This window comes from Rhodobacteraceae bacterium S2214, from assembly GCA_025141675.1.
GTDB lineage: Bacteria > Pseudomonadota > Alphaproteobacteria > Rhodobacterales > Rhodobacteraceae > Yoonia.
In genome coordinates this window covers 2,220,577-2,243,253 of the sequence record CP081161.1, presented here as the reverse complement: position 1 = coordinate 2,243,253, position 22,677 = coordinate 2,220,577, and the positions used below count along the sequence as shown (strand labels likewise).

Sequence of the window (22,677 nt, the reverse complement as noted above, 5' to 3'; positions counted from 1 at the left end):
CGTGTCTGTGTGTGTCCGGTGGACTTTTGCCAAAGACGCTTGCACGGTGCGACACGACCAGACCCGTACTTTGAAAAGGTAACCGAATGACTGACACGACGCCCGAGATTATCTTTCACAACTACCCTCAGTCTCCGGTCGCCGAAAAGGTGCGTGTGGCCTTTGGGATCAAGGGGCTTGCTTGGCGCGATGTTGAGATTCCCCGTTTGCCGCCAAAGCCGATGCTGACTGCATTGACTGGCGGGTATCGGCGTACGCCTGTGATGCAAATCGGGGCGGATATTTATTGCGACAGCCAGTGCATCTTGCGTGAATTGGAGCGTCGTTATCCGGAGCCGAGTTATATGCCCACCGCTGATGCGGGGCTGATGTGGTGTCTAAGCCGCTGGACGGACGGGGAGTTGTTTACGCTTGCCTTGAAGTTGGTTCTTGGCGCGCAGGGTGACAATCTTCCGCGTGACTTTGCCGAAGACCGCGGGCGTTTGTATTTGGGGGAAGACTGGGCAGAGGGGCTGAAGAAAGCCAACGCTGATCTGCCGCATATCGTGGCGCAATTGCGTGCCCCGTTGTCGTGGATTAACAGCGTGTTCAGTGATGGGCGCAAATACCTGTTGGGCGATGCGCCAGCCGCGATTGATGCGCAGGTTTATCATATCATCTGGTTCATCAAAGGCCGCTGGTCTGGTGGCCCCGAGATGTTGTCCGAATTCACTGCATTGACCCGTTGGGAAGCTGACGTTGCCGCATTGGGCCATGGGGCGCCAACGCCTTTGGATGCGCAGGATGCGGTGGAAACGGCGCGAGATGCCGCGCCAAAGTCGTTGATTGGTGTGGCTCCAAATGATCCGCAAGGTTTGAAGGTCGGCGATCGTGTTTCGATCAACCCCGACGTAGATGGGGGCGAACAGCCTGTGGAAGGGACGTTACGCTATGCGGACGCCGAAACTGTCAGCATTGATCGCAAGGGTGATGATGTTGGCGAGGTCGCGGTGCATTTCCCGCGTGCAGGCTACCGCATTACGGTGCTGTGACACTGCCGGACACGCAAAGACTAAGGTCTTACGCTGCGAGTTTGACGCGGACGATATAGGCGACTTCGCCGCCAAGGCTGGTCAAGGTATAGAGTGCGGGTGTGTCGGCATCGCAGATCAGTCGCAGGCTTTTCAGTTTCGCGATCGTGTCTGCGTCGTGTTGCAGCTTTGAATGCGCAATACTGCTGAGCACGCCGCGTTCGGCGGACGTTAAAGTCTCGGCTAGAAGTTCAGCTATGCGATTCACGTGTCGTTTCCTTTTTCAAAAAGATTAACGTCGGTGCATTTGTTGGTCGCGGGGAATTGGGGCGCAAAAATAACCTAACCGACGTTTTGGGTCATACCGTTAAGCATTGAACGCAGCAGGGCAGCGTTTCCGTCGCGGCCCGTTTCTCAGGCGACAAATCGAGGTCAGGCAGGGTTATTGGCCGTGTTCAGCTGCGATGTCTGCCAGATGTGCCCGCCATTTACGGCGCAGCCAGATCACGCAATAGAGCACCAGCAAGCCCGCAAAGATGATCCCAAAGAAGTTGCTGAGGATATCTGCGACCTGCGATAGCTGGGATGCAAACATGTAGCCCAAGGACACATATGCGGCTGTCCAGATCGCGGCCCCGATCGCGGCCATGATCGTGAATTTCAGCCATCGCATACCGCCCGCACCGCACAGATAGCTAATGTAAGGGCAGGTCGGGCTGAGGACCGTGTGGCTAAGCAGCACCGCGACGTGGCCCTTGGAATGCAGCAAGGCTTCGCTTTTTTCCAGAACGGGCAGCAGGCGCGGTTTGCTGCGCATCCAATCCAAAATGCGCGGCCCAAATCGGGATGCGATCATAAATGCAATTTGGTCGCCAATGAGGAACGCTACAAACGCAACGACAAAAACCTGCCACAGCGTCAGGTCGTCCGACGCCGCAAACGCCCCTGACGTCAGCACAAGAACAGACGACGGCAGCGGCATCGCGAGGCACGCTAACGATACCACACCAAACAAGAGGAAAAGCCCGTATTCCGGAACGAGGCCGATCACCGCTGCGGTCATTTTTGGGTCTCCGCACGGAAAGCTTCTGCAGCAGCACGGACTTTTTCGGTCAGCGCGTCCAGTGACATGTTTTGTTCAACTGCAATGGTACGCATGGTCATGCCGCGCGGCCCACCTTCGGTGAGCCCAAAGATTTCGCCAACAACGGGCCGTGGCAGATCATAGGACATGCCAACGTAGCGCGGCGTCATCCATGGTTTCAGGGCTTCATCCTGATGTCGCGGATCATTGAAATGCAGAAAATCCAAGAAGATGTCGGCGGCGAACCAAAGGCCGGCGGCACAAGCGATGATCAAGATGGCGAATACGCCAAGATGATTGCGCAGGAAGCTCCAAATGGGGTGCGGTCGGCTCATCCGGTTGTCCTGTCCTGTTCATTTGGGCTTGCGCACCGCGCGGTATTTCTTGCGGAGACCATGGCGGATGGTCGTCCGGTGTCAAGCGGGTGATCCTAACAGGCGTCTGATCCAGCGCCGGCCGGGTCGTTCAATAAGGTGATACAGGATCGCGGACGCCACGTAGATCGTGGTGATCGAAATGACAGCGGTCATCTGTTCGCTAAGTCCACCAACCCGTTGAGCGACAACAGGGACGGCAAATAGTACGAGGATGTGTACCATGTAGGTCGCGTACGAAATCTCGCCCAGATAGATCAAGACGGGATGGCGCAGGATGTTGGATCGCTCTTGCGTGGCCAAATGCGCCAGTGTCGCAAGGAACACGGCGAGGGCCATGACAATCAACCGTTCATCGGCTTGGAATGCAGACAGAAGCCCAACTGCAGCGACGCTGATCCAAAGGCAAGGTCTGATCCAGACATCGGGGAGCCGTCGTTTCTCCATGACCAGATATATCGCCAAGCCGATGAGGAATTCGGTCATGACGCGGATGATCCCGAAATCAAACATCAGTTTGGTGATGGAACGGTCAAGGACGGCCAAGGTGAACAGGGATGCGGCGGCGAAGAGGCAAATCGCCAGAACAAGCGTGACAACCGGTCGAAAGATCAATGCGATTGTCAGACTGATTGGAAACATCAGGTAGGCAAAGGTTTCCGCGCTGACTGACCAAGACGGGAAGTTCCAAGAATGCCCATCCGTCACCCCCCACGCATGCATTAGCGCGAGGTGCCACGGCAAATGCGCCCAGTTTTGCCCTTCGGCGACCGTTTCCGCGCCCATGATTGCAAGCGCCTGATAAGCCGCGACAAAGATCAACGTCATCGTCAGGTGAAGGGGGTAAAGACGGGCGAAGCGGTTTGTAAGGAAGCGTTTGTAGGAAAACGTGCCCTCTCGCCATGCCGAGAGGTAGACATGCGCCAGAATATAGCCGCTCAACATGAAAAATAGATCAACGCCTAAATGGCCGTCGGCGATCAGGTTGTTTCCAATGCTAGGGGGATTGGCCGCGTCAAAGAACTGATGAAAAATCACCACAATGAATGCGGCCAAGGCCCGTACTGACGTCAATTCCTGAAGGTTACTTGGCAGAGGCGTCATGCTGGGTGCAGCTCAATAACCGCGCCAGATCCAGCCGCCGCCAAGAACGCGTGTCCCGTCAGGGTCATAAAACACGCAAGCTTGCCCGGGTGATACGCCTTCTTCTGCGACGAGCAGTTCGACTTCGGCTTCGGTATTCGAAATTGGCCGCAGAACGGCGTCAATAGGGGGCTTGGTTGACCGAACCTTTACCGCGATTGTCCGTTCGCCGCCGTCCATCAAGTCGCCATCGCCCAGCCAATTGATTTCCCGCAGGGGGACCTTGCGTGTTGCGAGCAGGTCTTTCGGCCCGACGATCACGTGCTTTTTGTCCACATCCAGCCGCACGACATACAACGGATCGGCCAAACCGCCGATCCCCAGACCGCGGCGCTGACCGATGGTGTAATGGATGACACCGCGATGCTGGCCGAGGACGTTCCCGTTCGTATCCACGATATCGCCAGGTTCGGCAGCACCGGGACGCAGTTTTTCGATCACGGCTGCATAGTTGCCGTTGGGTACAAAGCAGATGTCTTGGCTGTCGGGTTTGTCCGCAACGCTTAGCCCGTATTTCGCGGCGAGCGCACGTGTTTCTTCTTTGGACGTGTGATGCCCAAGCGGAAAACGCAGGTAATCAAGCTGTTCACGGGTGGTCGAGAACAGGAAGTAGCTTTGGTCTTTGGTTGGGTCGCCTGCGGAATGCAGTTCGGAGCCCGCTCCACCCATCATGCGCTGGATGTAGTGACCGGTCGCCATGCAATCCGCGTCGAGGTCGCGGGCCGTTTCCAACAGGTCTTTGAATTTCACACGCTCGTTGCAGCGGATGCAGGGCACAGGCGTTGCACCAGCCAGATAGCTATCGGCGAATTCGTCCATCACGGCTTCTTTGAAGGTGTTTTCGTAGTCTAAGACGTAGTGGGGGAACCCCATCTCTTCGGCGACGCGGCGTGCATCATGGATATCACGCCCCGCGCAACATGCCCCTTTTTTGGCCAAAGCGGCCCCGTGATCGTACAATTGTAAGGTCACACCGACGACGTCATAGCCTTCTTCGTGCAACTTTGCCGCGACAACAGAGCTGTCCACTCCACCGGACATCGCTACGACGACGCGGGTTTCCGACGGCGGTTTTGCAAAACCAAGGGAATTTAACGGTTGATCCAAAGACATATCACACCAATTTTTTATGGGCTTTCAGGGCGTTTCCAACAAATTTGCTGAAATTGCAAGTTACTCCGTTTCGGCAAGCTTACCGAAACTTAAGCGATTTTCTTCATATGTGCGTCCCAGTGCAAAATGCAAAGGGAAGCAAGATGTATTTGCGAAAGATTGATGGGCCACGTTCCGTGACGCTGCCCGATGGGTCTGTCATGACCCGCGCTGATTTGCCACCGACCGATACACGACGTTGGGTGGCATCGCGCAAGGCGTCCGTCATTAGAGCCGTTGCCGCAGGGCTGCTGACACGGCCCGAGGCGTTGGAGATGTACAGTTTGTCCGATGAAGAGTTTGCGGAATGGGAAACCGCAGTCGCCGAACACGGGGAGGCCGCATTAAAGACGACGTCGTTGCAGCGCTATAGACAACCCTAGGGAGAAGTGGCATCTTTTTTGTTACCGGTAACGTGTCATTAACTATTCTTGCAATATGTTGGTGGTGCCAAGAAAAAGCGGAGAAAACAGATGCGCGTACTGCTGGTTGAAGACGACCCGACGACTTCAAAAAGCATCGAATTGATGCTCACTCATGCGAACCTAAACGTTTATGCGACCGATCTCGGGGAAGAAGGGATCGATCTTGCCAAGCTGTACGATTATGACCTGATCCTTCTGGACCTGAATTTGCCTGATATGAACGGTCACGAAGTGCTGCGTCAGCTGAGGATGAGCCGGATTGATACACCAATCCTGATCCTGACGGGCGATGACAGCACCGAAGGAAAAATCAAGGGATTTGGCTTCGGCGCGGATGATTATCTAACGAAACCTTTCCATCGCGAAGAACTGATCGCGCGGATTCATGCGATTATTCGCAGGTCGAAAGGGCACGCCCAGTCCATCATCAAAACCGGACGGATTGCAGTCAATCTAGACGCGAAAACCGTGGATGTTGGCGGGAACACTGTCCATCTGACCGGCAAAGAATACCAGATGCTCGAATTACTTTCGTTGCGTAAAGGAACAACGCTGACGAAAGAGATGTTCTTGAACCATCTCTATGGCGGGATGGATGAACCGGAACTGAAAATTATTGACGTGTTCATTTGTAAATTGCGCAAAAAGTTGAGCAACGCGACGAATGGCGAAAATCACATCGAAACTGTTTGGGGCCGTGGTTATGTGCTGCGTGATCCGGAAGTTGGTGCGAATGAAGAACGGCTTGCTATCGGGGCCTAAGCCGTCGGTGCGATGGATAAAGAGAATGACAAAGGGCGACCGATCTGGCTGGACGAGCTAGAAGGGTCGCCCTAAAACTTTGCAGAGGGGCCATGGGGGCACCAAACTGCAAGGGACTGACCAATGGCGCCAACCACCGCTCAAACCGACCTGAACGATTTGCTTGAGATCGACGCGGCGGATGTCGGTAAAGAGGATGCCGCGGCGGTCCTGTCGCGTCTGGCTGCCGTTCTGGGTGATGCGAATACAGCGTATCATACGAACGATGCACCAGAGATTGATGACGCGACCTACGACCGGCTAAAGCGATTGAACGCCGCGATTGAAGCGGCCTACCCAGACCAGAAATTGCCGAACAGTCCAAGCGATCAAGTTGGGGCTGCTGTTGCTGACAAGTTCGGCAAGATTGCGCATGCGGTTCCGATGTTGTCTCTGGGCAATGCGTTTAACGCTGATGATGTCGTCGACTTCGAAAAGAGCGTGCGCAAGTTCCTGAATTTGGACCAGACGACGCCCTTGGCGTTTACGGCCGAACCCAAGATTGACGGACTATCGTTGTCGCTACGGTATGAAGACGGAGTGCTGAAACAAGCTGCCACGCGGGGTGATGGCGCGGTCGGCGAAAATGTGTTGGCGAACGCGCTGACGATTACCGATGTACCGCATCGGATCTCGGGTGCACCTGCGGTGCTTGAAGTGCGCGGCGAAGTTTACATGAGCCATGCCGATTTCGCCGCGTTGAACGCGCGACAGGTGGAAAAGGACGAAAAGCCGTTTGCGAACCCGCGCAATGCGGCGGCCGGATCTTTGCGACAGTTGGATTCTAAGATCACGGCGGCGCGCCCGTTGGAGTTTTTCGCCTACGCATGGGGCGAATTGTCCGAACCGTTGGCAGACACGCAATCCGGCGCGATTGCGCGGCTCAAGGCGCTTGGATTTAGCACGAACCCGTTAACGCGGACATGCGATACGGCGGCGGATATGATCGCGCATTATGAACAGATCGGGCATGATCGGGCGGACCTTGGGTATGACATCGACGGGGTTGTCTACAAGGTGGATGATTTGGAATTGCAGCGGCGTTTGGGGTTTCGGTCCACGACGCCGCGTTGGGCCATTGCCCACAAATTCCCCGCCGAACTTGCGTGGACGACGTTGGATGCGATCGACATTCAGGTCGGGCGCACTGGGGCTTTGTCACCGGTTGCGCGGCTGACGCCGGTGACGGTTGGCGGTGTCGTAGTGTCGAATGCGACGTTGCATAATGAAGATTATATCGCGGGATTGGGCGGCGATGGCGAAGCGATCCGCGAAGGGGGCGATTTGCGTGTCGGCGATCTGGTTCAGATTTACCGCGCGGGCGATGTAATTCCGAAGATCAAGGATGTGGACCTTTCAAAACGCCCCGATGATGCGGTGCCTTATGTATTTCCAGAGGTGTGTCCCGAATGCGGATCGCCTGCGGTGCGTGAAGCGGGGGATGCTGTGCGACGCTGCACTGGTGGATTGATTTGTCCTGCGCAAGCCGTTGAAAAGTTAAAGCACTTCGTCAGTCGTGGTGCGTTTGATATCGATGGGTTGGGTGCCAAACAGGTCGAAATGTTCTATCATGACGACGCTTTGCCGATTAAGGAACCTGCGGACATTTTCACACTTCGCGCCCGCAATGATGCGGCTTTGGCAAAGCTGGAAAACCGCGATGGATTCGGCAAAACCAGCGTGAAGAATCTGCTGGATGCCATTGATGATAAACGTGAAATCCCGCTTCCGAAATTGCTGTTCTCGTTAGGGATCCGGCATGTCGGCGATTCAGGTGCGCAGTTGCTCGCTAATCATTATGGCAGCTGGGATGCGCTCGCGCAGGCCGTGGATCGGGCGGTTATCGGTGAAGGACCCGCTTGGGACGATCTTTTGGGCATCGATGGGGTCGGCGCGGTGATGGCGACATCGTTTTTAGAGGCGTTTCACAATGACGCCGAACGCGCGTCGATTGATCGTTTGATGGCCGAATTGCAAGTGCAGGACGCCGTTGTGCGCGACACGTCCGGCAGCCCTGTCGCCGGCAAAACGGTTGTGTTTTCAGGAACTCTAGAGAAAATGACGCGGGCCGAAGCAAAGGCGCGCGCAGAGGCGCTGGGTGCGAAAGTATCCGGGTCCGTCAGTGCCAAAACAGACATCTTGATTGCGGGACCGGGTGCAGGGTCAAAAGCGACGAAGGCCGCGTCGTTGGGCGTGGAAACACTGGACGAGGACGGCTGGCTGGCGCTGATTGGCGACGCATGAGCGGGCGTCCGGACGTCCTTTTTCCGCTCTTTGCGGGGCTTCAAACGCTTGATGGGATTGGCCCGAAGACGGCTTTGACCTTGCAGGACGTGGGCGTTGAAAAGCCGCGCGATATCTTGATGACTTTGCCGGTGTCTGGGGTGGATCGTCAATTGCGTGGCTCTGTCCGTGACGTCGTGGCACCTGCAGTGGCGACTGTTACGGTGACGGTCGGCGCGCATTATCCGCCAAAAACGCGGGGAAGGCCGTACCGCATTCATGTGACGGACGAGCAGACCGAATTCCAGCTCGTGTTTTTTCACGCACGCGGCGATTATCTGCAGCGGCTTTTGCCGACGGGGCAAAAGCGGATCGTATCGGGCAAGGTCGAGATTTTCGATAGTGTCGCTCAGATGGTTCATCCTGATCATGTCGTCACCCCAGACGAGGCCGCGACTTTTCCGGCATTTGAACCAGTTTATCCGCTGCATGCGGGGATTACGCAGAAATTGATGTGGAAAGCCACGCGGTCTGCGTTGGAAAAATTGCCGGACGTGGTTGAATGGATTGATCCTGCGTTAAAGGATCGCGAGGGGTGGCGGGATTGGGCAGATGCTTTGTCGCAGGCCCATGCGCCGACCGCTATGCAGGACCTTTCGCCTGAACATCCGGCCCGTGCGCGGTTGGCGTATGACGAACTTTTTGCGCATCAGATTACACTGGCTTTGGCACGGGCTGTGGCGCGGCGTGGCAAGGGGATCGGGTCCAAAGGCACCGGAGTTTTGCAGCGTAAGGTGTTGGATGCGTTGCCTTATCAGCCGACGGGGGCACAGACCCGTGCCATTGCTGAGATCGCGGCAGATATCGCGAAACCGCTAAAGATGAACCGGCTTTTGCAAGGGGATGTGGGATCGGGCAAGACGCTTGTAGCGTTGATGGCGTTGCTATGCGTGGTTGAAGCTGGCGGGCAGGGCGTGATGATGGCCCCGACCGAGATTTTGGCGCGGCAGCATCTGGAAGGGTTGCAGCCGTTGGCGGCGGACGCGGGTATCCGATTGGAGCTTTTGACTGGCCGCGACAAAGGTGTGGCGCGTCGCGAGAAACTGCAGGCGCTGGCCGACGGGGATATTCAGATCTTGGTGGGCACCCATGCGGTGTTCCAGAAAGACGTGCATTTTCATGATCTTCGGCTCGCGGTTATTGACGAACAACACCGGTTTGGGGTGGCGCAGCGGATGGAATTAGGGGCCAAGGGGCAGGCGGTTGATGTGTTGGTCATGACGGCGACGCCGATCCCACGCAGCCTCGCGCTGGCGCAATATGGTGACATGGATGTGTCGGTGTTGGATGAAAAACCGCCAGGACGGACGCCAGTCCAAACGGCGCTTATTTCGACCGGGCGCATGGACGAAGTTGTTGAGAAACTACGCAAAGCGGTTGCGGACGGAAAGCAAGCCTATTGGGTTTGTCCACTGGTTGAGGAATCCGAGGTTGTGGACATGACCGCCGCTGAGGAACGGTTCAAACGGTTGCGCGCGGCGTTGGGCGAAGGCGTTGTGGGGCTGGTTCACGGTCAAATGCCGCCTGCAGACAAAGATGCTGCGATGGCGAAGTTCGTGGCAGGCGAAACGAAGGTTCTCGTCGCGACAACGGTGATCGAGGTCGGCGTGAACGTCCCAAATGCGTCGATCATGATGATCGAACGCGCGGAAAGCTTTGGTCTAGCGCAGTTGCACCAGCTACGGGGCAGGGTCGGGCGTGGGGCTGCGGCATCGACGTGTCTGTTGTTGTTCCAAGAACCGATGTCCGAAACAGGTCGGCGGCGACTGGAAATTCTACGCGAAACCGAAGACGGGTTCCGGATTTCGGAAGAAGATTTAGCCATGCGCGGTGCTGGCGACGTGATCGGGACGGCGCAATCAGGGCTACCGCGTTTCCGGATCGCGGATTTGGAACGGCAATCTGATTTGATGGCGGTGGCGCAGACGGATGCCAGAAAACTGCTGACGGATGATCCATCTTTGGAAACAGATCGGGGCAAGGCGGCGCGCGTGCTACTTTGGTTAATGGAACAGGATAAAGCGATCCGTTTGATTTCAGTGGGTTAGCCTGTTTGTTCTAAAAAGTTCACAAATGTTCTCACAAAGTTCTTTACAGAAGGTTTCCAATATGGGAACAAAGTAGCAACAGAACAAACGAGCAACAAGGAGCGCCGACATGGCCAAAGATATCAAATCCGCACTGATCCGCAGCAGCGATACGATCATCTCTGACGCGCTTGGTGTTGCTGCTTTGTGTGTGATGCTTTTTGTTGGTCTATCGCTGCCCGCGATGGTCTGACCTGCCTGGAACGCATGTTCGGTTCACGTAATTTGCCTGTCCCACCTCGCAATTGCTGACCTGCCCGTCCCGTCCTGATTTGGGGATTTGCCTCTCCCTTAGGATTTAGAGCCGGACATGCGATCCAACTTCCTGCCGCCGCCATCCTTGCCCGGATGTGCGGCGGTTTTTTTTTAGGGGCACGGTTATGGGACAGGGCGTTTAGGCAGTGGTTTTGGCCGCGTGGATCGCGTCAAGTGTCGCGTCAAATGCAAGCAGGATCGACGCATGACGGTTTTTGTAGTCTTTCGCAGGTTCCAAAACATCAAGTCCATCGAACGGTGCGTCTGGCACGGTTCCATTTTCCTTGAGCATCGCAAGGAGCTGATCACGTCCATGTTGGATTTGTTCAGGTGTGAGCCCCACGATCGCTGATCCGATCACAGATGCGGCTGCTTGACCTAATGCGCAGGCTTTGACGTCTTGGGCGTAGTCGCTGATCTTACCATCCGTCAAGGTCACATCAACAGTTACCGTTGATCCGCACAGAGGGGACCTTTTTTTGGCGGTTCCATCCGGTTGTTGCAGGCGTGTTGTCCGTGGCATGTCGGCTGCCAGCGCCAGAATACGGCCCGAATAGAGTTTGATCATGTCGTTTTCGGCTGTCACGGCGTTTGCCCTTTCGCGTTGTCCCCCATAGATAGGCCGCAGGATGGATTTTGCAAAGGCCAAGACGATGACATTTGATCCAACAACACTGACGTACAATGACGCAGGCCTGATCCCTGTGATTGCGCAAGACGCTGAAACGCTTGAAGTCTTGATGATGGCGTGGATGAACGCGGAAGCGGTGGCCAAGACGCTTGAGACTGGAAAAGTGACCTATTGGTCGCGGTCGCGGCAGGCGTTCTGGATCAAAGGTGAAACATCCGGTCATACGCAGGCCTTAGTGGCGATGCGCGTGGATTGTGATCGTGATTGTCTGCTTGTGACGGTCCGCCAGATTGGGGCTGCGTGCCACACGATGCGCCGGACGTGTTTCTACACGGGTGTCGAGACTGGCGAAGAAGTCGAGCTGATGGCTCCTGAGTTATAAAGCGCGGCTATGCCGGTAGCCCAACCATGCGGCGAATGTCGTCTGGTGTGGCACCTTCGGCGCGGTAGCTCGCAATAGATTTCGATTTGTCGATTTTGGCGAGACGTTTGCCTGTGGCATCGGTGATCAGGCCGTGGTGCCGGTAGGTCGGCGTCGGCCAGCCCATGAGTTGTTGCAGGATGACGTGAATCGGCGTGAGCGGTGCAACGTCTTCGCCACGGATCACATGCGTGACGTTTTGTAGGGCGTCGTCGTGCGTGCAGGTCAGGTGATAAGCGGGGTCGCCAGTGTCTTTGCGTCGCAGGATCGGTGCGCCGATGATGTCTGGCATTTCGGACGTAAGTATAAAGACTTCTTCGTCGTTGTTCATGTAACGCAATTGGGCGGGCAGGTGGCTGAGGGCCGCCTTTAAGTTAAGCCGGATTGCGTCGGTTGGTGCGGCCGACGCCATCGTGCGAGCGGCGCAAGTGTACGGATAGATTGGTCCGTCTGGACCCGGTTTTGCGCCCGTATTCAGAATGCGTTTACGATCACAATCGCACGGGAAAACGAGGTTTTTGGCCGCTAGCGTGTCAATCACATAAGCATAATCGGGCAGGTGTTCAGATTGTATGCGCGGGGGTGCGTCCCAAGTGCAGCCGAGCCATGCCAGATCATCCAGTATCTGCGCGATGTGGTCTGGGCGACTGCGCGTGCTATCGAAATCTTCGATCCGTAGCAGGAAGCTCCCGTTCTGCGCCCGCGCCGTGTCATGCGCCAACAGCGCCGAATAGGCGTGCCCGATGTGCAGCGGCCCAGTCGGCGAAGGTGCAAAGCGCGTAATCACGCAGCGGTTTCAGCCTGTTGGCCGAGCCATGCTTGCCAATCGATCTTCGCGCGATCTGTGTAGCCTTTGTAGCGTTCTTTGCGCCCGCGACGTCCTGATTTCATGCCTTCCAACGGTGGGAAAAGGCCGAAATTGACATTCATTGGTTGGAACGTTTTTGCCTCCGCACCGCCCGTGATGTGGGTGACGAGGGCGCCCATCGCGGTCGTGTTTGGTACCGGCGCGAGAGTTTGCCCAGTCAGTTCCGCCACTGCCATGCGTCCAGCAAGCAGCCCCATCGCGGCGCTTTCGACGTAGCCTTCAACGCCTGTGATTTGACCCGCAAACCGCAGATTTGGTTTCGACCGAAGCCGCATCTCGTGATCAAGAAGCGTGGGTGAATTGATGAATGTGTTCCGGTGGATGCCGCCAAGCCGTGCAAATTCTGCATCTTCCAGACCCGGAATCATTTTAAGAACAGTCTTTTGCGCGCCGTACTTCATCTTGGTCTGAAAGCCGACGATGTTGTAGAGTGTGCCAAGGGCGTTGTCGCGACGTAGCTGCACAACTGCGTAGGGTTTGTTTTCAGGATCATGCGCGTTGGTTAGGCCAACGGGCTTCATCGGACCAAATCGTAGGGTTTCGCGGCCACGTTCCGCCATGACTTCGATGGGTAGACAGCCGTCGAAATATCCCGCGGTTTCGCCTTCTTTGAACTCGGTCTTTTCGGCGGCCAGTAGCGCGTCGATGAAGCCTTCGTATTGGTCTTTGGTCATCGGGCAGTTCAGGTAGGCTGTCTGCTCTTCCAGCGTTTCACCTTTGTCATAGCGCGACTGCATCCACGCGATGTCCATGTTGATGGAATCGTGGTAGATAATGGGGGCAATGGCGTCGAAGAACGCGAGCGCTTGGGCGCTTGTCTCTGATTGAATCGCTTCGGCAAGGTTGCCTGACGTCAGTGGGCCAGTCGCAATGATCCACAATCCATCGTCGGGCAGCGATGTGATTTCATCGTATGAAATCGAAATGTTAGGATGCGCTTTTAATGCTGCAGTGACGCTTTCGGCAAAGGGATCGCGATCAACGGCCAATGCGCCGCCCGCAGGAATACGGTGCTTGTTCGCCATGTCCATGATCAAGCCGCCAGCCGCGCGCATTTCCCAATGCAGCAGGCCTACAGCATTTTGTTCGTGATCATCTGACCGGAATGAATTCGAACATACCATCTCGCCCAGATTACCAGTGCGATGGGCAAAGGTTTCGACCTTAGGCCGCATTTCGTGGATCACCACGTTGATGCCAGCGTTTGCAGCCTGCCATGCGGCTTCGGAGCCGGCCATGCCGCCGCCAATGATATTGAGTGTGTGTGTCATGGTCCGCGATGTATAGTGATCTACTCGAATTGCAAAGAGGCGCCGTTCATCTGAACGACGCCTCTTGTATAGTAGCGTTAGATCGGATCAGAACTGTTCGAAATAGCTCCGACCGTTAAAGGTGGTGCCGCGGTTCGCGCCAAAACTGATAGTCGCGCCAATTTCGACGTAGCTGCTTGTGACTTCACCGTCATCATCTTCAGCAGCTCTACGACCAATTTTACCGTATATTTCTGGACCACCAGAGATTTCATATTGGACGCCAACGGCCAGATTGCTGAGATCAGCGGAATCCGCATTGATGAAATCACCAGATGCGATTGCCGAGAAAGCTGGTGCGAATGTATATGCGCCGGATGCGCCGAACATTGTGAAATCTTCTTCTGCACCTTCAGTGGTTGAAAAACCAATGTAACCTTCGGCTTCGCCTTCACCGAATTCGGCACCTGCTTCAAGACCTGCGAAGCTGAGGCTTTCGGCAACAGTGCCAACCTCGGTGTCAGCGGCGAGAACATCAGCGCCAGCAAACGCCCCGAAGGACGCGGTTTCGTTCAGGTGGTAGATCAGGTGCCATGTGGAACTGACGATCGTCGCATCGACGTCTTCGATGCTGTAGCCGGACAGATCAAGAGCGATCGCGAAGTTGCGGTTGATCGCATATTCCAAACCACCGAAATATTCGGTCGCTGAGAGGTCGTCGCTTTCGGAAGGATGTGCGTAGTTAAAGCCGAGGTTACCGCTGAAGTTTTGTGCGGATGCGCCTGACGCGCAGGCAGCAAGTGCGATGCTGCTGGCCAAAAGTGTTTTGTAAATCATTTTGTCACCTCAAGTTGGTAGAACGTCGATGCGCGTTCCTTGAGGTTGTGGATAAGTGATTGCCCGCGTCGTCGCAATCGCATCCGTGACGCGGGCAATCGTCTGTTACGCGTCTGCATCACCTTCGGTGGCATCGTCGGCGTCTTCTTGCTCGGCGATCCATGCCACGCTGACGACTTCTTCGCCTTTGGCCGTATCAAAGACCTTTACGCCGCCTGCAGATCGTGACCGGAAGCTAATACCTTCGACGGGGACGCGGATGGATTGGCCCGCCGATGTGACGAGCATGATTTGATCGCCCGTATCAACTGGGAAGCTGGATACGATTTCACCGCCGCGCATCGCTTTGTCCATCGCAGTGACGCCCATACCGCCACGCCCGCGTACCGGATAATCGTGTGAAGACGATAGTTTACCAGACCCTTTTGATGTGATCGTGAGGATCAGGTTTTCGGATGCGGACATTTCTGCGTAGCGTTCTTGGCTGATCGCACCGGCAGGTGCTTCTTCGTCTTCGACCTCTGCGTCGTCGGCCAGACCTGCCATTGCGCGGCGCATTTTAAGGTAAGCGGCACGTTCATCTGCCTCTGCGTCGAAGTGACGGATGATCGACATGGAAACGATTTTGTCGTCGCCTTGCAGCTTGATGCCGCGCACACCGACGGAGTTACGCGAGTTGAACACGCGCACATCGGTGGCTGGGAAGCGGATCGCGCGGCCCGAATTTGTGACCAGCATTACGTCGTCATCGTTGGATGCGATACGGGCATTGATCAGCGTCGTGTTTTCGTGTTCGCCTTCGAACTTCATCGCAATCTTGCCGTTGCGCATCACATTTGTGAAGTCTGACAGGGCGTTACGGCGCACAGTTCCTGCGGATGTCGCAAAGACGACTTGCAGATCGGCCCATTCTTCTTCGGGGCGATCGACTGGCATAATGGCCGCGATCGACACACCAGCCGGGATCGGCAGGATGTTGACGATGGCTTTGCCTTTTGCGGTCCGTGACCCAAGTGGCAGACGCCATGTCTTGAGCTTGTAGACCATGCCGTCTGTTGTGAAGAACAGCAGTTGCGTGTGGGTGTTGGCGACGAAAAGCGTCGTGACGACGTCTTCTTCTTTGGTTTGCATCGACGACAGACCTTTGCCGCCGCGCCGCTGTGCGCGGAAGTCGGCGAGGGCGGTCCGTTTGATGTAACCACCGGAGGTCACGGTCACGACCATGTCCTCTTTTTCGATGAGATCTTCGTCTTCCATGTCGCCAGACCAGTCGACAATCTCTGTCCGACGCGGCACGGCGTAGTTGTCACGAATTTCGATCATCTCATCGCGGATGATTTGCATGATCCGTTCGCGAGACCCAAGAATTTCGAGGTATTCTTTGATCTTCTTGGCGAGCTCTTCGAGTTCGTCCGTCACTTCTTTCACACCGATCTGCGTCAAGCGCTGCAGACGGAGTTCAAGGATCGCGCGGGCCTGTGTTTCGGACAGATTGTAAGTGCCATCGTCGTTCGCCGTGTGGGTCGGATCGTCGATCAGTGCGATATATTCGAGGATCGATTCAGCTGGCCAGCGACGTGTCATCAGCTTTTCGCGGGCTTCAGAGGCGTCAGCGGACGACCGGATTGTGGCGACGATTTCGTCGATGTTGGTGACCGCAACCGCCAAGCCGCACAAGATATGCGACCGTTCGCGGGCTTTGCGCAGCAGATAGGCGGTGCGGCGGGCTACAACGTCTTCGCGGAAGTCGATGAAGTTGGTCAGGAAGCTGCGCAGCGTCAGTTGTTCCGGCTTACCGCCGTTCAACGCCAGCATGTTACAGCCAAAGTAGGTCTGCATCGGTGTGAAGCGGAACAATTGGTTCAAAACGACCTCTGCCGTTGCGTCCCGTTTCAGTTCAACAACGACCCGTACACCGTTGCGATCGCTTTCATCTTGGACGTGGGCGATGCCTTCAATTTTCTTGTCACGCGCCGCTTCCGCAATCTTGTCGATCATCGCGGATTTGTTCACCTGATAGGGGATTTCGTCGATGATAATCGCCCAGCGATCCTTGCGGATTTCTTCGATGTGGGTTTTCGCGCGAACGATGACGGAGCCGCGACCTTCAAGGTAGGCTTTGCGCGCGCCAGAACGGCCCAGCATAACGCCGCCTGTCGGGAAATCGGGGCCCGGTACGTATTCGATCAGCTCTTCGATAGACAAATCAGGGCTGTCGATGAGCGCAAGCGTCGCGTTGATGACTTCGCCTAGGTTATGTGGCGGAATGTTCGTCGCCATACCCACGGCGATGCCGCCAGCGCCATTGACAAGCATGTTCGGGTATTTGGCGGGCAAGACGGTCGGTTCTTTGTCCTTGCCGTCGTAGTTGTCTTGGAAATCGACCGTGTCCTTGTCGATGTCATCAAGCAGCGCTAGTGCCACCTTTTTCATCCGGACTTCGGTATATCGGTAGGCCGCGGCGCGGTCGCCGTCCATAGAGCCAAAGTTGCCCTGACCATCAAGCAGGACCAACGACATCGAGAAATCCTGCGCCATCCGTACAAGTGCGTCATAGATCGCGCTGTCACCGTGCGGGTGGTATTTACCCATGGTTTCGGCAACCGGACGCGATGATTTCCGGTACGGTTTGTCGTGCGTGTTATTGGTTTCGTTCATCGCGTATAAAATACGACGGTGAACCGGTTTTAGACCGTCCCGCAGGTCCGGAATCGCACGGCTGACGATGACCGACATCGCATAATCGAGATAGCTGGTTTTCAGCTCGTGTTCGATTGTGACGGCTGGGCCATCATATACAGGCTTTTCAGGCCGATTTTCGTCTGCGTTTTCAGGGGTTTCCGGGGTATCGCTCACGTGGTCCGCCTAAGATTCTGGATCTACTATAATTTGTTGATCAGAATGTAACAGATACCAGATCGCGTGTGCAATGCCCCGTACGCCTTGATGCCTATTTCGCCCGCATGACCATGCCGAAAAGGTCCCGTGGATCGTCCGGATCGGCGATCATATCGAGGTTTTTGAAGAACTCTGTCCCTTTGATTTTATCGTGGACGTAGCGCAGGGCAGAAAAGTCTTCGATCGCAAAACCGACGCCGTCGAACAGCGTGATTTCCGCAGCATCTTTGCGACCTGTGGCCGTGCCATTGATGACTTCCCACAGTTCCGTAAACGGGTGATCGAGCGGCATTTGCTGCAGTTCGCCTTCGATCCGCGTTTGTTCGGGGTATTCCACGAACATAGATGCGCGGGCCACGATATCGCTGTGCAATTCGGTCTTGCCCGGACAGTCGCCGCCAATGGCGTTAATGTGCACGCCGTTGCCGACCATGTTGTCGGTCAGGATGGTTTGCATTTCTTTGTCGGCGGTCGCGGTGGTGATGACGTCCGCGCCTTCGATGGCTTCTTCGGGCGATTTACATTGGATGACGGTGATCCCGCGCCCCGCAAGGTTAGCCGCACACTTGGCCGTCGCCGCCTGATCGATATCGTAAAGACGTACCGTGTCGATGCCGCAGACTGCTTTCAACGCGATGGTTTGAAATTCGGATTGCGCGCCGTTGCCGATCATGGCCAAGGTTTTGGAATCCGGCCGCGCAAGGTGTTTTGTCGCCATTGCTGACGTCGCCGCGGTACGCAGTGCGGTTAGAACGGTCATTTCCGAAAACAGAACGGGGTAGCCTGTGTTCACATTGGCCAAAAGACCAAACCCCGTGACGGTTTGCAGGCCTTCTTTCATATTCTTTGGGTGGCCGTTCACGTATTTGAACCCATAGAGTTCACCGTCGGATGTCGGCATCAATTCGATCACGCCAACGTCGGAGTGTGACGGCACGCGCGGTGCTTTGTCGAAGATCGGCCACCGTTTGAAGTCGGTTTCGACTTCAGTGGCGAGTTCTTTCAGGAATGTTTCGAGACCCACATGGTGGACCAGTTTCATCATGTTTTCGACTGAAACAAACGGGACGAGGGCAAGGTGGGAAGGTTGGTTCATTTCCGGCTCCGTGTCAGGCGATCAAAGACGCGGCGGCCCATCAGGCTGGCGACTAGATCAACCATCAGGTTGGCGGTCATACCGCGATCATCAAGGAATGGGTTCAGTTCAACAAGATCAAGAGAACCGACTAAGCCGCTGTCACACAACATTTCCATGATCAAGTGCGCTTCGCGGGTGGTAGCACCGCCAGGAACGGTTGTGCCGACGCCGGGGGCTATGCTTGGGTCAAGGAAATCAACATCAAGCGACACGTGCAGCGCGCCGTTGACGGAAGCGACGCGGTCAAGAAACGCTGACAATGGTGCGCTGATCCCTTGTTCGTCAATGGACCGCATGTCGTGCAGGATGGCATCTGTGCCAGCAAGAGCGGCACGTTCGGCGGGATCGACTGACCGGAGGCCGATCATGCAGATGTTTTCAAGCGGCACAGGTGATTTCAGGGGCGGGAAAGCATCGAAACCTTCGCGGCCTGTGAAATATCCGACTGGTGTTCCGTGCAAGTTGCCGCTGTCCGTTGTGTCAGGCGTGTGAAAATCGGTGTGCGCATCGAGCCAGAGAACGAAGAACGGGCGGTCCTGTTTGGCGTAATGCGCGGCCATACCGGATACCGTGCCAGCGGCCAGCGCGTGATCGCCGCCCAAGAAAATCGGCATGCCCGATTGTGCCGCATTTTCGGCGGCTTCTGATAGCGTCTTAGTCCAGCCAACTGTGCGTTTCAGATCGTGCACAAGCGGGTTCTTCGGCTCAGGCACGTCAACATCCGCAGGCGTTAAGTTCCCAAGATCCGCAACACTGTGGCCAAGGTCAGTCAGCGCTTCGGTGATTCCGGCGGTGCGATAGGCATCTGGACCCATCAGGCACCCTTGGCGGCGTTTACCGCAATCGACGGGCGCACCGATGAGGATGCAGTTCTGTTCTGTCATGTTCTGTTTCATGATCAGATGGTCTGATGCCTTTCGTGCTTTTTGAAGTGCGTATTTTGTGCTATTTGGGCGGTCATTGATCGAAATGGACAGTTGAAATGGACGATACGGATAGACGACTGATCGCGCATTTACGGCAAAACGGGCGTGCAGGCATTTCTGACCTTGCAGCAAGCCTTGGGGTGACGCGCACGACAGCCCGTAATCGGCTGGAGCGGTTGCAGACCGATGGCGAGATCATCGGCTTTACGGTGCTAACCCGCAGCGATGCGGCGACACATCCCGTCCGTGGTTTGATGATGCTTGAGATCGCGGGGCGTAGCGCGGAAAAAGTGTCACGCCTGTTGTCCAAGATTCCTGAAGTTCAGGCCGTGCATTCGACGAACGGAATTTGGGACCTGATCGCAGAGATCGGCACCGATACGCTTGAACAATTTGATCGCGTGTTGACGGATATTCGCCGTAATGACGGGATTACGAAATCAGAGACGAATTTGTTGTTAAGCAGCCGTCGCTAGATCACTTTAACGACGGGCTGCAGCGATCCATAACCAAACGGCAATCAACGAAAAGACTGCATTCCAAGATGCCATGGATAGACCCAGCATTTCCCAGCTGACTTGATCGCACATCACCAACACGGGGCCGTCGATAGACAGCAGATCCGCGCCTGATGACGCATCCAACCCGCCGCCTGTGCAGGAAGATGGGCCCGGCCAGTATTTGCGTTCAACGCCGGAATGGAAAACGCCGATGGCTGCCGTTATCAGGGCGGCGAGAGCGCCGAGATAACCCAGAATGCGTGCCGGAATGATCAGGGCCAGAACACCGATGGCGATGGCGGCCATATGTGGCCAACGTTGCCAGTAGCACATCGTACACGGCGGATAGCCGAAGTATTGGAACACATAAGCACCGCCCAGAAGGGCGACAGACACGCCTGCTGCGATGATGACGTGCAAACGGTTCATTATAGTAGTCCTACCAGTGCAAAGCCGCCTAGCAGCAGCACACAGAAAACGATAAACATCAGGCCCAGACGTTTTTCGATGAAATCGCGTATGGGTTCACCAAATTTCCAAAGCAATGCGGCAACAATAAAAAACCGCAGGGCGCGCGCGACGATGGCCGAGATGATAAACACCGGCAACGAAAGCGCTGTTACGCCAGACATGATCGTGATGACCTTGAACGGGAAGGGGGTCACACCTGCGATCAACACTGCCCATGCGCCATATGCGTTGAACTTTTCGCTGAACTCGGCGACCGCATCCGCTTTGCCATAGAAATCGAAGATTGGCTGGCCGATCGTTTCAAACAACGCGTAGCCGATGAAATACCCGAATAGACCGCCAAGAACCGATGCAACTGTGGCCACACCAGCAATCAGAAACGCACGGCGCGGTGCTGCGATGATCATCGGGATCATGATCACATCTGGCGGGATCGGGAAAAAAGACGATTCGACGAACGCTACGACAGCGAGCGCCCACAAGGCGTATGGCGATTGGGCCAACGACAGGGTCCAAGCATAAAGGCGTTGTAGCATTGATCGTCTCCGATTTGTTGCGCTGCTTAGGCCACGGGTTTGAGACGGGGTCAAGCTTGTGTCACAGCGCAAAGTGCCGCAACATAGTCATGTTTGAGAGGTGAGGGTTCTTATGAAGTGGCAAGGTCGGCGTGGAAGCAATAATATCGAAGATCGGCGCAGGCGCCCGTCACGGCGCAAAGCGGGGGCAGGTGGCCTAAGTGGTCTCGGCCTGATCGCTGTTGTTGTGATCGGTTATTTTCTAGGTGTCGATGTGACGCCGTTATTGAATGGAGGTGCCACCGATGGCATCGCAACCGAACGCAGTGTTGAAATTACACCTGCCGATGAACGCGTAGCACAATTTGTGTCCGTGACATTGGCGGACACAGAAGACGTATGGACGGATATTTTTGCGCGCCAAGTTGGCGAACCTTACGAGGCCCCGACGCTAGTACTGTTCAAAGGGCAAACGCAATCGGCGTGTGGTGGCGCGTCTGCGGCGACAGGGCCGTTCTATTGCCCACCCGAAGAAAAAGCATTTTTGGACACAGACTTCTTCGTCACCATGGAACAGCGATTAGGTGCAGGGGGCGACTTTGCCGCTGCTTATGTCGTGGCCCATGAAATTGCCCATCACGTTCAGAATGAATTGGGGATCTTGCCGCAGGTGAACAGGATTCGCGCGCAGTCGGACGCGGAAACGTCAAATGCCTTGTCTGTACGGGTTGAGCTGCAGGCAGATTGTTTTTCCGGAATCTGGGCGCGGACCGTGCAGGAAAAGTTCGGGACCTTGGAACGTGGTGATATCGCTGAAGCGATGAATGCAGCGGCCCAGATCGGTGACGATACGCTTGCACGCAACGCAGGACGGGCCGTGCGGCCACACACGTTCACCCATGGCACAAGCGCGCAACGGCAAAGATGGTTCCAACGCGGATTTGAGAGTGGTGACCTGACAATTTGCGATACTTTTTCCGTCGATCAACTTTAATCGCATTTCAGTGCGTTAGGGTGATTGACGATCCCGTTCAGACCTCTTAGGAGAGCGGCATTGGTACGCCGGTGTGGCGGAATGGTAGACGCAGGGGATTCAAAATCCCCCGTTGGTGACAACGTGCCGGTTCGAGTCCGGCCACCGGTACCAATTTTCTGGAAATCGTAGGCTTTAACAACGCTTGCCCGAATGGGGCAGGAATTGGGCCGTGCGATTCTATTTCTGTTTCTAATTTCATGACAGTTCAGGCTTTCCCCTAGTATTGCCTGCCGTGCTGGAAACAATTTTCAGTGATGGGCCATTTTTCCGCCGCAATTCGTTGACGTAGGGTTAATGGGCTTTGATTGGTTCTGAAATTGAAAAAATCTTTACGAAATTCGGTTTCATTCTGAAAGGATTCGACTGTAATTCCTTTGTTAACAATCTGTTAACACTTTTGGTTGGAATTATTGTTTTAGATTTGGAAACAATGACTTGTCGTCCAAATGACATAACGCGGGTGAGCGGCCCTAAAGGCAGATCACGTCAGGGTTGTTTGTGGTCTTTTTGCGCCATTTTTTCCCTTTTTGTCGCCACTTTGCTTGTTATACGACAGGGTGACTCTGGGTGGG

At 55.5% G+C, this 22,677-nt stretch carries 22 protein-coding genes and 1 tRNA gene; 9 read left to right on the top strand and 14 right to left on the bottom strand.

Annotation, left to right across the window (positions count from 1 at the left end):
• Positions 1-86: 86 nt before the first annotated feature.
• Complete coding sequence (locus K3729_11150) at positions 87-1,031, top strand: glutathione S-transferase N-terminal domain-containing protein (protein ID UWQ98028.1); 945 nt, start codon at positions 87-89, stop codon at positions 1,029-1,031.
• Between the two features lie 28 nt (positions 1,032-1,059).
• Here the strand turns inward: K3729_11150 and K3729_11145 are convergent, their stop codons facing one another.
• The 5 genes from K3729_11145 to mnmA form a co-directional block, all read right to left on the bottom strand.
• Positions 1,060-1,278, bottom strand: a complete 219-nt coding sequence (locus tag K3729_11145) for a hypothetical protein (protein ID UWQ98027.1) — start codon at positions 1,276-1,278, stop codon at positions 1,060-1,062.
• Between the two features lie 174 nt (positions 1,279-1,452).
• Entirely contained in the window at positions 1,453-2,073 is a 621-nt protein-coding gene (locus tag K3729_11140; protein ID UWQ98026.1) for a DedA family protein, read from the bottom strand.
• Positions 2,070-2,429 (bottom strand): hypothetical protein, encoded by a 360-nt coding sequence (locus tag K3729_11135; protein ID UWQ98025.1) that lies wholly within the window; start codon positions 2,427-2,429, stop codon positions 2,070-2,072. The genes K3729_11140 and K3729_11135 overlap by 4 nt, the downstream gene beginning before the upstream one ends.
• A gap of 81 nt (positions 2,430-2,510) precedes the next feature.
• Positions 2,511-3,572 carry an acyltransferase gene (locus K3729_11130; GenBank protein ID UWQ98024.1) on the bottom strand — a complete coding sequence of 354 codons (1,062 nt, stop codon included), beginning with the start codon at positions 3,570-3,572 and terminating at the stop codon, positions 2,511-2,513.
• 12 nt (positions 3,573-3,584) lie between these two features.
• The gene (mnmA, locus tag K3729_11125; GenBank protein UWQ98023.1) at positions 3,585-4,724 is read right to left on the bottom strand and encodes a tRNA 2-thiouridine(34) synthase MnmA; all 1,140 of its coding nucleotides are present in this window, start codon (positions 4,722-4,724) and stop codon (positions 3,585-3,587) included.
• A gap of 143 nt (positions 4,725-4,867) precedes the next feature.
• On the opposite strand from mnmA, the gene K3729_11120 reads away from it, so the two are divergent.
• From K3729_11120 to recG, 4 genes are all read left to right on the top strand, one after another.
• Positions 4,868-5,146: a DUF1153 domain-containing protein gene (locus K3729_11120; protein ID UWQ98022.1), complete on the top strand. Its 279-nt coding sequence runs from the start codon at positions 4,868-4,870 to the stop codon at positions 5,144-5,146.
• A 90-nt stretch (positions 5,147-5,236) separates the two neighbouring features.
• On the top strand, positions 5,237-5,950 hold the full coding sequence (locus K3729_11115; protein UWQ98021.1) for a response regulator transcription factor: 714 nt from the start codon (positions 5,237-5,239) through the stop codon (positions 5,948-5,950).
• Between the two features lie 123 nt (positions 5,951-6,073).
• Positions 6,074-8,233, top strand: coding sequence for an NAD-dependent DNA ligase LigA (ligA, locus tag K3729_11110; GenBank protein UWQ98020.1), 2,160 nt, complete (start codon positions 6,074-6,076; stop codon positions 8,231-8,233).
• Positions 8,230-10,320, top strand: coding sequence for an ATP-dependent DNA helicase RecG (recG, locus tag K3729_11105; protein UWQ98019.1), 2,091 nt, complete (start codon positions 8,230-8,232; stop codon positions 10,318-10,320). Before ligA ends, recG begins: the two co-directional genes overlap by 4 nt.
• A gap of 433 nt (positions 10,321-10,753) precedes the next feature.
• Here the strand turns inward: recG and K3729_11100 are convergent, their stop codons facing one another.
• Positions 10,754-11,200: an iron-sulfur cluster assembly scaffold protein gene (locus K3729_11100; GenBank protein ID UWQ98018.1), complete on the bottom strand. Its 447-nt coding sequence runs from the start codon at positions 11,198-11,200 to the stop codon at positions 10,754-10,756.
• 67 nt (positions 11,201-11,267) lie between these two features.
• Between K3729_11100 and hisI the strand changes: the two genes are divergently transcribed.
• A complete protein-coding gene (hisI, locus tag K3729_11095) occupies positions 11,268-11,627 on the top strand; it encodes a phosphoribosyl-AMP cyclohydrolase (protein ID UWQ98017.1) in 360 nt (119 codons plus the stop codon).
• A 7-nt stretch (positions 11,628-11,634) separates the two neighbouring features.
• Here hisI and gluQRS read toward each other — a convergent pair whose 3' ends face one another.
• From gluQRS to rocF, 6 genes are all read right to left on the bottom strand, one after another.
• The gene (gene gluQRS, locus K3729_11090; protein ID UWQ98016.1) at positions 11,635-12,453 is read right to left on the bottom strand and encodes a tRNA glutamyl-Q(34) synthetase GluQRS; all 819 of its coding nucleotides are present in this window, start codon (positions 12,451-12,453) and stop codon (positions 11,635-11,637) included.
• Complete coding sequence (gene trmFO / locus K3729_11085; protein UWQ98015.1) at positions 12,450-13,805, bottom strand: methylenetetrahydrofolate--tRNA-(uracil(54)-C(5))-methyltransferase (FADH(2)-oxidizing) TrmFO; 1,356 nt, start codon at positions 13,803-13,805, stop codon at positions 12,450-12,452. Before trmFO ends, gluQRS begins: the two co-directional genes overlap by 4 nt.
• An 87-nt stretch (positions 13,806-13,892) precedes the next feature.
• Complete coding sequence (locus tag K3729_11080; GenBank protein ID UWQ98014.1) at positions 13,893-14,621, bottom strand: hypothetical protein; 729 nt, start codon at positions 14,619-14,621, stop codon at positions 13,893-13,895.
• 105 nt (positions 14,622-14,726) lie between these two features.
• Positions 14,727-17,477, bottom strand: coding sequence for a DNA gyrase subunit A (gene gyrA / locus K3729_11075; protein UWQ98013.1), 2,751 nt, complete (start codon positions 17,475-17,477; stop codon positions 14,727-14,729).
• A gap of 94 nt (positions 17,478-17,571) precedes the next feature.
• Positions 17,572-18,615 carry an ornithine cyclodeaminase gene (locus tag K3729_11070; protein ID UWQ98012.1) on the bottom strand — a complete coding sequence of 348 codons (1,044 nt, stop codon included), beginning with the start codon at positions 18,613-18,615 and terminating at the stop codon, positions 17,572-17,574.
• Positions 18,612-19,541, bottom strand: coding sequence for an arginase (gene rocF, locus K3729_11065; protein UWQ98011.1), 930 nt, complete (start codon positions 19,539-19,541; stop codon positions 18,612-18,614). Before rocF ends, K3729_11070 begins: the two co-directional genes overlap by 4 nt.
• A 98-nt stretch (positions 19,542-19,639) precedes the next feature.
• On the opposite strand from rocF, the gene K3729_11060 reads away from it, so the two are divergent.
• Positions 19,640-20,059, top strand: a complete 420-nt coding sequence (locus K3729_11060; protein UWQ98010.1) for an Lrp/AsnC family transcriptional regulator — start codon at positions 19,640-19,642, stop codon at positions 20,057-20,059.
• Positions 20,060-20,065: 6 nt separating this feature from the next.
• On the opposite strand, the gene K3729_11055 is transcribed toward K3729_11060, so the two are convergent.
• The gene (locus K3729_11055) at positions 20,066-20,512 is read right to left on the bottom strand and encodes a disulfide bond formation protein B (protein UWQ98009.1); all 447 of its coding nucleotides are present in this window, start codon (positions 20,510-20,512) and stop codon (positions 20,066-20,068) included.
• Positions 20,512-21,090 carry a DedA family protein gene (locus K3729_11050; GenBank protein UWQ98008.1) on the bottom strand — a complete coding sequence of 193 codons (579 nt, stop codon included), beginning with the start codon at positions 21,088-21,090 and terminating at the stop codon, positions 20,512-20,514. Before K3729_11050 ends, K3729_11055 begins: the two co-directional genes overlap by 1 nt.
• A gap of 112 nt (positions 21,091-21,202) precedes the next feature.
• On the opposite strand from K3729_11050, the gene K3729_11045 reads away from it, so the two are divergent.
• Positions 21,203-22,063 (top strand): neutral zinc metallopeptidase, encoded by an 861-nt coding sequence (locus tag K3729_11045; protein UWQ98007.1) that lies wholly within the window; start codon positions 21,203-21,205, stop codon positions 22,061-22,063.
• Between the two features lie 67 nt (positions 22,064-22,130).
• Positions 22,131-22,216: transfer RNA gene (locus K3729_11040), tRNA-Leu, on the top strand.
• The last annotated feature ends 461 nt before the right edge of the window (positions 22,217-22,677 follow it).

What these genes read in the sequence shown, in the direction of transcription:
- mnmA (UWQ98023.1), bottom strand. Translation starts at nt 4,724, where the DNA reads ATGTCTTTGGATCAACCGTTAAATTCCCTTGGTTTTGCAAAACCGCCG.
- K3729_11135 (UWQ98025.1), bottom strand. Translation starts at nt 2,429, where the DNA reads ATGAGCCGACCGCACCCCATTTGGAGCTTCCTGCGCAATCATCTTGGC.
- K3729_11130 (UWQ98024.1), bottom strand. Translation starts at nt 3,572, where the DNA reads ATGACGCCTCTGCCAAGTAACCTTCAGGAATTGACGTCAGTACGGGCC.
- recG (UWQ98019.1), top strand. Translation starts at nt 8,230, where the DNA reads ATGAGCGGGCGTCCGGACGTCCTTTTTCCGCTCTTTGCGGGGCTTCAA.
- trmFO (UWQ98015.1), bottom strand. Translation starts at nt 13,805, where the DNA reads ATGACACACACACTCAATATCATTGGCGGCGGCATGGCCGGCTCCGAA.
- K3729_11150 (UWQ98028.1), top strand. Translation starts at nt 87, where the DNA reads ATGACTGACACGACGCCCGAGATTATCTTTCACAACTACCCTCAGTCT.
- K3729_11050 (UWQ98008.1), bottom strand. Translation starts at nt 21,090, where the DNA reads ATGCTACAACGCCTTTATGCTTGGACCCTGTCGTTGGCCCAATCGCCA.
- K3729_11060 (UWQ98010.1), top strand. Translation starts at nt 19,640, where the DNA reads ATGGACGATACGGATAGACGACTGATCGCGCATTTACGGCAAAACGGG.
- K3729_11115 (UWQ98021.1), top strand. Translation starts at nt 5,237, where the DNA reads ATGCGCGTACTGCTGGTTGAAGACGACCCGACGACTTCAAAAAGCATC.
- K3729_11070 (UWQ98012.1), bottom strand. Translation starts at nt 18,615, where the DNA reads ATGAACCAACCTTCCCACCTTGCCCTCGTCCCGTTTGTTTCAGTCGAA.
- K3729_11140 (UWQ98026.1), bottom strand. Translation starts at nt 2,073, where the DNA reads ATGACCGCAGCGGTGATCGGCCTCGTTCCGGAATACGGGCTTTTCCTC.
- ligA (UWQ98020.1), top strand. Translation starts at nt 6,074, where the DNA reads ATGGCGCCAACCACCGCTCAAACCGACCTGAACGATTTGCTTGAGATC.
- rocF (UWQ98011.1), bottom strand. Translation starts at nt 19,541, where the DNA reads ATGACAGAACAGAACTGCATCCTCATCGGTGCGCCCGTCGATTGCGGT.
- K3729_11055 (UWQ98009.1), bottom strand. Translation starts at nt 20,512, where the DNA reads ATGAACCGTTTGCACGTCATCATCGCAGCAGGCGTGTCTGTCGCCCTT.
- K3729_11080 (UWQ98014.1), bottom strand. Translation starts at nt 14,621, where the DNA reads ATGATTTACAAAACACTTTTGGCCAGCAGCATCGCACTTGCTGCCTGC.
- hisI (UWQ98017.1), top strand. Translation starts at nt 11,268, where the DNA reads ATGACATTTGATCCAACAACACTGACGTACAATGACGCAGGCCTGATC.
- K3729_11045 (UWQ98007.1), top strand. Translation starts at nt 21,203, where the DNA reads ATGAAGTGGCAAGGTCGGCGTGGAAGCAATAATATCGAAGATCGGCGC.
- K3729_11120 (UWQ98022.1), top strand. Translation starts at nt 4,868, where the DNA reads ATGTATTTGCGAAAGATTGATGGGCCACGTTCCGTGACGCTGCCCGAT.